The sequence below is a fragment of the Actinotalea sp. C106 genome, from assembly GCF_023630195.1.
Classification (GTDB): Bacteria; Actinomycetota; Actinomycetes; order Actinomycetales; family Cellulomonadaceae; genus Actinotalea.
On record NZ_JALPKN010000607.1, the window covers coordinates 1 to 664 of the forward strand.

1 pseudogene is annotated in these 664 nt (G+C 77.4%); it reads left to right on the forward strand.

The features are described 5' to 3' along the window. Nucleotides 1–651 (forward strand): annotated as a pseudogene (locus L0B03_RS18765) (2-succinyl-5-enolpyruvyl-6-hydroxy-3-cyclohexene-1-carboxylate synthase); the annotation flags it as partial. Nucleotides 652–664: the final 13 nt, after the last annotated feature.

A 664-nucleotide genomic window follows, 5' to 3' on the forward strand; every position in this document is an offset into this window, starting at 1 on the left:
GAGTCGCCGGGCAGCACGGCGGCCGGACCGCCGTTGACCGGGACGCGGGTGGCCCGAACGCTCGCGGCCTCCCTCGGCCCGCAGGACCTGCTCGTCGTCGGCTCGAGCAACCCCGTGCGGGACCTCGACCTGGTCGCCGCGTGGGACGAGCCCCCGACCGTCCTGGCGAACCGCGGGCTCGCCGGCATCGACGGCACGGTCTCGACCGCCGCCGGCGTCGCCCTGGGGACGGGCCGGCCGGTGCACGCCCTGCTCGGCGACCTGACCTTCCTGCACGACGTCGGGGGCCTGCTCGTCGGACCGCTCGAGACCAGGCCCGACCTGACCCTCGTCGTGGCCAACGACGACGGCGGCTCGATCTTCGCGACCCTCGAGCACGGCGAGCCCGACCGCGCCGCGACCTTCGAGCGGGTCTTCGCGACCCCTCACGGCGCTGACCTCGGCGCGCTGTGCGCGGGCTACGGCGTGCGGCACGGCCTCGTGGTCGACCACGCCGGCCTCGAGCGTGAGCTGGCCGTCCCGGTCCAGGGGGTCAGCGTGGTCGAGGTGCGGGTCGACCGTGCCGACCGCCGCGCCGCGGGGCAGCGCCTCGCCCAGGAGGTGAGGCAGGCGGTCGACCACGCGCTCGCGGGCCAGGCCGCGGAGCGCTGACCGGCCCCCGGTG